Raw genomic sequence first — 8575 nt, forward strand, 5'->3', positions numbered from 1 at the left:
ATTCAGCTCTGTTATACTCGCAGGCCTTTCATACCTGCGAGCAAGGAGCATGTTGTGGCCAGGGCCATGGACAATTCAATTTTAGAGACCATTGTGCAGCAGGTTCGTCCTCTGATTGGTCAGGGAAAAGTCGCCGATTATATTCCTGCATTAGCCTCCGTCGATGGGTCAAAACTGGGTATTGCCATTTGCACCGTTGATGGTCAGCACTATCAGGCGGGGGATGCGCAAGAACGTTTTTCTATTCAGTCGATTTCAAAGGTACTTAGCCTGGTTGTCGCAATGCGTCATTACCAGGAAGACGAGATCTGGCAACGTGTTGGCAAAGATCCTTCCGGTCATCCGTTTAACTCGCTGGTGCAGCTGGAAATGGAGCAGGGTATACCGCGTAATCCCTTCATCAATGCCGGGGCATTGGTGGTTTGCGATATGTTGCAAGGTCGGCTGAGTGCACCACGGCAACGAATGCTGGAAGTGGTACGTGCATTAAGCGGCGTTTCTGATATCGCTTATGATACGACGGTTGCTCGCTCTGAGTTTGAGCATTCCGCCCGCAACGCGGCAATTGCCTGGCTGATGAAGTCCTTTGGCAATTTTCATCACGATGTGACGACCGTTCTGCAAAATTACTTTCACTACTGCGCGCTGAAAATGAGCTGCGTGGAACTGGCGCGGACCTTCGTATTTCTGGCGAATCAAGGGAACGCTTTCCACCTCACCGAGCCGGTGGTTTCGTCGATGCAGGCGCGGCAGATTAACGCGCTAATGGCGACCAGCGGTATGTATCAAAATGCCGGGGAATTTGCCTGGCGGGTAGGTCTGCCGGCGAAATCGGGTGTCGGTGGTGGCATTGTGGCGATCGTGCCGCATGAGATGGCGATTGCGGTCTGGAGTCCGGAGCTGGATCCCGCAGGGAACTCGCTGGCGGGTATTGCGGTACTGGAACAATTAACTCAACAGTTAGGGCGCTCGGTTTACTGATGAACACGCTCGACCCGCTTTTTGCCCGGCTGGCGAAATCGACTTTTCGATCGCGGTTTCGTCTCGGTCAGAAAGAAAGACAATATTGTCTGGAAAAAGGTGCGCCGGTCATTGAACAACACGCGGCCGATTTTATTGCTAAGCGATTGGCACCCGCGTTTCCGTCCAATGATGGAAAGCAAACGCCGATGCGTGGACATCCGGTGTTTATCGCTCAACATGCCACGGCGACGTGCTGTAGGGGATGTCTGGCCAAATGGCATGATATACCTCAGGGGCAACCGTTGAGCGAGCAACAGCAACGTTACGTTGTCACTGTTATCTACCACTGGTTAGTGCTGCAAATGAATAAGCCATAGATAACATAATCCTATGATTCGACTCCTTGTGTTATGTAATTGTTAATTGCAGTATGAAGGGGTCAATCTAAGGAGACCAAATGGCTACCAACACTCCCTGCTTTATACTGAGCGCGGAACAGATCCTGTCGAGAATCGACGAGCTTAGTGATGTCCTTGAACAGTGCGTGAACGATGGTGCATCTGTCAGTTTTATGCTCCCTTTTAACCGCGATAAGTCACGGCCTTTCTGGACGCGTGTTGCGCAAAGTGTCTCTTGTGGAGAACGCATTGTTCTGGGGGCTGAAAATGCGCAAGGGACGCTCATTGGGACCGTTCAGCTCATTATCGATCAACCCGAAAACCAGCCTCATCGTGCAGACGTTGCCAAACTCCTGGTTCATACCTCTGCACGGCGGTGTGGGATCGCCAGGGAATTGATGAATACACTGGAAAGTTGCGCACGTCATGAAGGGAAAACCCTCCTGGTTCTTGATACGTCTACAGGCAGCGCCGCCGAGTTGTTCTACCACAATTGTGGATGGCAAAAAGTAGGGGTCATCCCTGGCTATGCAAAAATGCCTGATGGAACGCTGGCCGGGACCACACTTTTTTATAAAACACTCTAATTTGTCACCGGGGATTGATCAAAACAGGGTTTCATTGTATTAAAGTTTGCTAACCTATTGGACCAATTCAATCAGGTTGTATGACTAATCAAAAAGGGAACCCATTGTGCAAACACTAAATCGTCGCGATTTTCCCGGTGCTCACTATCCTGAACGCATTATTCAGTTTGGTGAAGGAAACTTCCTGCGCGCCTTTGTTGACTGGCAAGTTGATCTGCTGAATGAACATACCGATCTGAACGCTGGTGTGGTCATTGTTCGTCCTATCGAAAGTACCTTCCCGCCGTCACTGAGTACCCAGGATGGTCTCTATACCACCATCATTCGTGGTTTGAATGAAAAGGGCGAGGCCGTCAGCGATGCCCGTTTAATTCGTTCGGTTAACCGCGAAATCAGCGTCTATAGCGAATACGATGAGTTCCTGAAGCTGGCGCATAATCCTGAAATGCGTTTTGTTTTCTCTAACACCACGGAAGCGGGTATCAGCTACCACGCGGGTGATAAGTTTGATGATGCGCCGGCAGTGAGCTATCCGGCCAAACTGACCCGACTGCTGTTCGAACGCTATAGCCATTTCAACGGTGCGCTTGATAAAGGCTGGATTATCATTCCTTGTGAGCTGATTGATTACAATGGTGAAGCGCTACATGAACTGGTTCTGCGTTATGCTCAGGAATGGGCGTTGCCGGAAGCATTCGTACAGTGGCTGGACCAGGCAAACGCATTTTGCTCTACGCTGGTGGACCGTATTGTTACCGGCTACCCACGTGATGAAGTTGCGAAGCTTGAAGCTGAACTGGGTTATCATGATGCGTTTCTTGATACCGCAGAACACTTCTATCTGTTTGTTATTCAGGGGCCAAAATCATTAGCCACCGAACTTCGTCTCGATAAATACCCGCTGAATGTTCTGATTGTTGATGACATCAAGCCGTATAAAGAGCGTAAAGTCGCCATTCTCAACGGTGCGCACACTGCACTGGTACCGGTCGCCTGGCAGGCAGGGCTTGATACCGTGGGTGAAGCAATGAATGATGCTGAAATTCGCGCCTTCGTTGAGAAAGCCATCTATGAAGAGATTATTCCGGTGTTGGATTTGCCGCGCGATGAATTGGCTTCATTTGCCAGTGCGGTAACCGGCCGATTCTGCAACCCGTACATTAAGCATCAACTATTGTCGATTGCGCTTAATGGCATGACCAAATTCCGCACCCGTATTCTGCCGCAGCTGTTGGCAGGGCAGAAGGCCAGCGGTCAACTGCCGCCGCGTCTGACATTCGCCCTGGCAGCCTTGATTGCCTTCTACCGCGGTGAGCGTAACGGTGAATCTTATCCAGTTCAGGATGATGCACACTGGATGGAGCGTTTCCAGGTGTTGTGGGCTCAGCATCGTGACCGCCAGATTACGACCGAAGCGCTGGTCAACGCGGTATTGGCCGTAAAAGAGCACTGGGAACAGGATCTGACACAGGTTTCCGGCCTGGTAGAACAGGTTTCTGCTGATCTGGATTCTATCCTGGCAAAAGGCATGCGCGAAGCTGTTAAGCCACTGTGCTAATACGTTAACCCGGCTCAGGCCGGGTTTTTTTATCGATCTTACTTAGTTACAACATACAAATTGCTATTTTAAAATACCACCCTACTGTAGCTTCAGTGCAAAGTAGGGTCAGCAGGAAAAGATGTTGAGATAGTGTTGCTATAAGCTTGCAACATTGATCGCGATCACGTTTAATGTCCCGGCTTTCACATTTTCCGAAGATAACCATGATCGTTCGCCCCCAACAACACTGGCTACGCCTGATATTCGTCTGGCATGGCTCGGTATTATCCAAAATCTTTTCACGCTTGCTGCTGAATTTCCTGCTCTCCATTGCCGTCATCATCATGCTGCCATGGTATACGATGCTGGGTATCAAATTTACCCTTGCCCCGTTCAGCATTCTCGGTGTCGCAATTGCAATTTTCTTAGGCTTTCGTAACAACGCCTGTTATTCACGCTATGTTGAAGCCCGACATTTGTGGGGGCAGTTGATGATTGCTTCCCGTTCACTTCTGCGCGAGGTGAAAACGACCTTACCAGATGATGCCGAGCTGGGGCAGTTCGTTCGTTTGCAAATCGCATTTGCCCATTGTCTGCGTATGACGTTACGTCGACAACCGCAAGCGGAACCCCTGGCGAAATACCTCAGCGAGAGCGATTTACAGACCGTTTTTGCGTCCCAATCTCCGGCGAACCGCATTCTGCTGCTGATGGGTGAATGGCTGGCCATTCGCAGACGAAATGGACAGCTATCCGATATATTATTTCACAGTTTAAACAACAGGTTAAATGATATGTCGGCAGTGCTGGCAGGTTGTGAGCGTATCGCGAACACGCCAGTCCCGTTTGCTTACACCTTAATCCTTCATCGCACGGTATATCTGTTTTGTATTATGTTGCCGTTCGCGTTAGTGGTGGATTTACACTATATGACACCATTCATCTCGGTGCTTATTTCCTATACCTTTATCTCGCTCGATACGCTAGCCGAAGAGCTCGAAGATCCGTTTGGTACAGAGAATAATGATCTGCCACTCGATGCGATTTGTAATGCAATTGAAATCGATTTGCTGCAGATGAATGATGAAACCGCTGTACCAGCGAAACATATGCCAGATAAGCATTACCAGCTGACATAACATCCGGTAGAGCTGGTCGCACGACCAGCCCTCATTGTTTCACGGAAGCAACAGGTGAGACTTGATGCGCCGGGCAGTGCGGCTTTAGCCGAATTCTCTTTGCCACCACGCAGGCTGCATATCGGTAAATGAATGAAACTCGGGGGCCAGATCTTCATCATTGGGATCATCAAAAACGCCTGCTAATAGCGCAATTACCGGAGCGTCATCAATGGCACCAACTGAACTTCCACATTGAGGGCAAAAAGCACGACTGGAGGTTTCTGAAGAACGCCAGGTCGTCGGTTTACCTGCTTTTCCCGTCCATTCTACATTCTCAGCATTAAATTCAATCCAGACGACAGTCGGTGCACCGGTATGCTTGCGGCAAATATCACACGAGCAGGTATGCGAATTATTAGGGCTCGTCGCGGTAAAGCGAATAGAGCCACACAGACAACCGCCAATGTAGACTTTAGACATGACAACCCCCGTCAGTTAACGTTCTCAGACACTAGCAGATGACTGGCTTCATCACTAGATCCTCATCGTAAAAAGGCGAGGGCGCGCATGGGGAATTCACAATAATTATCAGCCCCTGGTATAAAGAGGCTGATAATTGACGGTCAGTGATTAAGAATTGTGTTTAGCAACGATAAACAACCGCGGAAACGCCAGCAGTATTTTCCCATTCTCTTGCAGCGGATATTGCTCCTGCAGCAATGCATGGTAGCGCGCCAGATAGCGATGCTGTTCGCTTTCACTCAGGTCCTGCAACCATGGACGCAACCCCGTAGAACTCACCCAGTCGATAATTGCCTGGTGTGAATCCATAACGTGATAGTAGGTTGTACGCCAGATATCAACATCACAGCCCACGTCAGTCAAAATATCATAATACGCATGCACTCCGGGAAGAGGTGCGCGGCCGCGATCGGGGTAACCCAGTTCATAGGCGACTTCACGCATCAGAACATGCGTTGGCTCCAGCCAGTTATCCGGCATTTGTACGGCCAGTACGCCATCTTTGCCCAGCAGAGAGACCAGGTGGGGAAACAGCTGATAGTGATCGGGAACCCATTGCAAAGATGCGTTTGCATACAGCAGATCTACAGGCTCTTCTGTCTGAAATGCGCTAATATCCGCTTCGATAAAATGACAGCCAGGCAACGCGTTACGCGCTTCGCTTAGCATTGCCGGTGAAGAATCCACGCCTGTTATTTTTGCTGATGGCCAACGTTGATGTAGCAATGCGGTGCTGTTACCCGGGCCGCAGCCGAGGTCGACGACTGAGCGCACATTCTCCAGCGCGACTCTGCTGAGCAATTCAGCTGCAGGTCTTGAACGTTCGGTCTCATATTGGAGATAAAGCGAAGGGTTCCAGTCAGCCATGTTTCTGTATCCTGTATGCGATGAGTTTAGGTCCGCGAGCTATTATTAAGATTACGACATAATGACCAATATTCATCTTTATTAAATGAAAGAGAAAAAGTCTGCCGTACTGGTAAGAGTTTAGTCCGAGGCGATGTTTTCCATAGCTTTTTGCACTGCCTTTAGAAACACAGCAGCAGGTTGTGGACCCGAGATTCTATCCACTACTTGTCCATTCCTAAAAATAAGTGTGTTTGGTAATCCCCAAACGCCATATTTTGAAGCGAGAACGGGGGCCTGAATAACATTGACCTTACCAGTAATAATCGTTTCTGGCATCTGAGATATTGCCAGGTCAAAGAAGCCTTCACTGCTACTGCAGGGGGCGCACCATGGCGCTTGAAACCGAATGATCGAAACGCCAGCGAAATGCTCAACGTCGGAAAAATTACTCTCTGTAAATAGAGTCACCGTTCTGTCAGACATAAAATACTCACTTATTACTTGTTATGAAGTCGTCTTTCCTGAGTGTTGGGGACTGGTTTTAAGGTGAGGATAGGGGATTTCTATCACGGTTTTCTTCCTGATATCTGAACAGTTTAGGTTCAAAAACAGGTATGCTGATTAATATATTTCCCCACATCAACAACTTTATTTGTATTGGGGTCAACATTGAGTACTATAAACCGCATTTGTGGGCAGAACAGTTCCAGGCTTTTTTTACTGCATTCCGTTTGTAACCATTTATGATTGCCGCTTTCGGTTTGCACCAGATTGAGGTTTGCATCCTTACTGCACGCAAAACCGTCCACGATTGCTCTTTGTCTTGCAGCATCCAGATCCAAACCAATAACATTTAGTTTATCGACGTCTTTGTCATGTGAACTGGCAGAGACACGGGTCAACGCGCAGCCAGTCAGCGCGAATGAAAGAGTAAATAAAAAAGCGACGCGTAAGATAGAGTTGTCATTTTTATGAACATGGATAGTTCTTTGCATTGTGTTGTATGGTCCGATGCTGTGAAATTCCAGGGGCACAGGTTTGTGTTGTACCTTGGTTGTACGCGAAAAGGAGTGAGTGAGCAATTGCAACGTCAATGATTTGACGTATGGGTAAAGTGTATAGTTTGAGTGGCAGTCGGTGAACAGTATGAATCCAGAAACAGCACTGTTAGGCGCTATCAACGACCAGCACAATGATGAACCAAATACACCAGATTTTACTGATCACTATGTTAGTGCGCATAATGTATTGGATTGTGAAATGGCGTGGAACACGCTATTTCCCCTCAAGACTCATAACCAGATGGCTGCACCAATAAGCGACAAGCTGGAAGCTTGAGCGATAAAGAGCGGAGCGACTGGCGACAGAATTGCTTTGCAATTATGGTGACAGATGCGACAGCATCATGTGTCAATATGCGAAGCAAACAGACTTGTCCCATAAGTTGTATTTTGAATCTTTATTATCAATCGTTTGTGACTCAATCAAGGCCACCATATTGCAGATGGCCTTTGTTCAATCACACTTCATAGCAATCAATAAATGGATTTCTTTCTGTCCATTGACGTTGCAACCACTGGACATACTGGATGAAGACATGAACGTCACCATCAATAATGGAACAATGACGCATTATCTTCTTTGTTAATGGGAAGAAGATTGTTGTTCCATAGGGTGTATCAGTGATAATGGTGTGAGTGTTTCCATTCATCACTACTGAGAATTGAATCTCTGAATCTTCCAGTATGACTAACGCATCATCGACAATGACCTTTCGGTTTTTATTGATGGAGTAATAATCTGATTTAGATATCTTCATCGCCTGATTTCTCAACCCAGCTTCTTTTGCATTATCACTGGTTGGAATGAAAGACATTGTATCTGGTGAATAATGACGACGATGGGAATAGTCTTTATCAAACTCATACTTCACCGGATTGTCTTTCCATTTGCTATATCCGGGAATTGCTGGAAGGTCTGAACAGAAGTTCTGAAAGCAATGCCATCGTTCACACACAACCACACCTTTGTACCCTTTATGAACCTGCTTTCCATTTCTGGTGTAGTAGCAACGAGCAATCATATTTTGCCAGAGCACATACTCCTTTGTTCTCTGTCCATATGTCTCGGGAGTGTAGGGGACATATGTCCGATACTGTCCAATTCCGATATAGCCAACACCATGAATAACGGGACGCATTAACGCTTCACGTCTTTCATCTTCATTGCCGAAGTCATATGAACGGTCGTCAACCTTTCCAGATTTGATTGCTGAACAATAGGCTTTGGTTGTGTGTCCAGTCTCTTCAAACTGAATGACATAATAACCACGACGATTATGATTGAGCAACTTGCCAAGAATGCGATAACGACCATAACGATTAGAGGTAAAGATATTGCCTGAATAATAATGAGGATGATTGTAATCTGTGGTGTAATTGTATTTCATCGGATACTCCATAGAATGAATGAGAATCAACAGAAGGAAGAATGAAGTTGGAATGGGTCCTACTTTCATCAACACCTTCAATTCAGGCATTCACTGCATGGAGCTAAAAAAAATTCATAAATAAAATTGTGGTAATAATGATCAAG

Annotated in this window: 11 protein-coding genes; 6 read left to right on the forward strand and 5 right to left on the reverse strand. The window is 47.3% G+C overall.

What is annotated here, in order from left to right; genetic code table 11:
* Positions 1 to 54: 54 nt before the first annotated feature.
* The 5 genes from glsB (at position 55) to NNO02_RS13165 (ending at position 4627) form a co-directional block, all read left to right on the forward strand.
* A complete protein-coding gene (glsB, locus tag NNO02_RS13145; protein ID WP_271454981.1) occupies positions 55 to 981 on the forward strand; it encodes a glutaminase B in 927 nt (308 codons plus the stop codon).
* Positions 981 to 1340: a DUF4186 domain-containing protein gene (locus tag NNO02_RS13150; RefSeq protein WP_137383083.1), complete on the forward strand. Its 360-nt coding sequence runs from the start codon at positions 981 to 983 to the stop codon at positions 1338 to 1340. Before glsB ends, NNO02_RS13150 begins: the two co-directional genes overlap by 1 nt.
* Before the next feature lie 80 nt (positions 1341 to 1420).
* Positions 1421 to 1948 carry a GNAT family N-acetyltransferase gene (locus NNO02_RS13155; RefSeq protein WP_271454982.1) on the forward strand — a complete coding sequence of 176 codons (528 nt, stop codon included), beginning with the start codon at positions 1421 to 1423 and terminating at the stop codon, positions 1946 to 1948.
* 106 nt (positions 1949 to 2054) lie between these two features.
* Positions 2055 to 3506: a tagaturonate reductase gene (locus NNO02_RS13160; RefSeq protein ID WP_271454983.1), complete on the forward strand. Its 1452-nt coding sequence runs from the start codon at positions 2055 to 2057 to the stop codon at positions 3504 to 3506.
* A gap of 206 nt (positions 3507 to 3712) precedes the next feature.
* Complete coding sequence (locus NNO02_RS13165; RefSeq protein ID WP_271454984.1) at positions 3713 to 4627, forward strand: bestrophin family protein; 915 nt, start codon at positions 3713 to 3715, stop codon at positions 4625 to 4627.
* A gap of 84 nt (positions 4628 to 4711) precedes the next feature.
* Here NNO02_RS13165 and NNO02_RS13170 read toward each other — a convergent pair whose 3' ends face one another.
* From NNO02_RS13170 to NNO02_RS13185, 4 genes are all read right to left on the reverse strand, one after another.
* Entirely contained in the window at positions 4712 to 5089 is a 378-nt protein-coding gene (locus tag NNO02_RS13170) for a GFA family protein (protein WP_271442120.1), read from the reverse strand.
* A gap of 150 nt (positions 5090 to 5239) precedes the next feature.
* Positions 5240 to 5998 (reverse strand): trans-aconitate 2-methyltransferase, encoded by a 759-nt coding sequence (tam, locus tag NNO02_RS13175; protein WP_271454985.1) that lies wholly within the window; start codon positions 5996 to 5998, stop codon positions 5240 to 5242.
* Between the two features lie 120 nt (positions 5999 to 6118).
* Complete coding sequence (locus tag NNO02_RS13180; protein ID WP_271442118.1) at positions 6119 to 6463, reverse strand: thioredoxin family protein; 345 nt, start codon at positions 6461 to 6463, stop codon at positions 6119 to 6121.
* A 119-nt stretch (positions 6464 to 6582) separates the two neighbouring features.
* Complete coding sequence (locus NNO02_RS13185; protein ID WP_271454986.1) at positions 6583 to 6975, reverse strand: hypothetical protein; 393 nt, start codon at positions 6973 to 6975, stop codon at positions 6583 to 6585.
* A 151-nt stretch (positions 6976 to 7126) separates the two neighbouring features.
* Here NNO02_RS13185 and NNO02_RS13190 point away from each other — a divergent pair, with 151 nt between their 5' ends.
* Positions 7127 to 7318: a hypothetical protein gene (locus NNO02_RS13190; protein WP_271454987.1), complete on the forward strand. Its 192-nt coding sequence runs from the start codon at positions 7127 to 7129 to the stop codon at positions 7316 to 7318.
* A 181-nt stretch (positions 7319 to 7499) separates the two neighbouring features.
* Here NNO02_RS13190 and NNO02_RS13195 read toward each other — a convergent pair whose 3' ends face one another.
* Positions 7500 to 8429, reverse strand: a complete 930-nt coding sequence (locus tag NNO02_RS13195; RefSeq protein ID WP_271442115.1) for a hypothetical protein — start codon at positions 8427 to 8429, stop codon at positions 7500 to 7502.
* Between the last annotated feature and the right edge of the window lie 146 nt (positions 8430 to 8575).

This window comes from Citrobacter sp. Awk 2 (assembly GCF_028069815.1).
Classification (GTDB): Bacteria; Pseudomonadota; Gammaproteobacteria; order Enterobacterales; family Enterobacteriaceae; genus Citrobacter.

Bases quoted from the DNA above. Each gene is read 5' to 3' on its own strand.
- NNO02_RS13150 (WP_137383083.1), top strand. From the start codon at position 981: ATGAACACGCTCGACCCGCTTTTTGCCCGGCTGGCGAAATCGACTTTT.
- NNO02_RS13155 (WP_271454982.1), top strand. From the start codon at position 1,421: ATGGCTACCAACACTCCCTGCTTTATACTGAGCGCGGAACAGATCCTG.
- NNO02_RS13165 (WP_271454984.1), top strand. From the start codon at position 3,713: ATGATCGTTCGCCCCCAACAACACTGGCTACGCCTGATATTCGTCTGG.
- NNO02_RS13170 (WP_271442120.1), bottom strand. From the start codon at position 5,089: ATGTCTAAAGTCTACATTGGCGGTTGTCTGTGTGGCTCTATTCGCTTT.
- tam (WP_271454985.1), bottom strand. From the start codon at position 5,998: ATGGCTGACTGGAACCCTTCGCTTTATCTCCAATATGAGACCGAACGT.
- NNO02_RS13180 (WP_271442118.1), bottom strand. From the start codon at position 6,463: ATGTCTGACAGAACGGTGACTCTATTTACAGAGAGTAATTTTTCCGAC.
- NNO02_RS13185 (WP_271454986.1), bottom strand. From the start codon at position 6,975: ATGCAAAGAACTATCCATGTTCATAAAAATGACAACTCTATCTTACGC.
- NNO02_RS13190 (WP_271454987.1), top strand. From the start codon at position 7,127: ATGAATCCAGAAACAGCACTGTTAGGCGCTATCAACGACCAGCACAAT.
- NNO02_RS13195 (WP_271442115.1), bottom strand. From the start codon at position 8,429: ATGAAATACAATTACACCACAGATTACAATCATCCTCATTATTATTCA.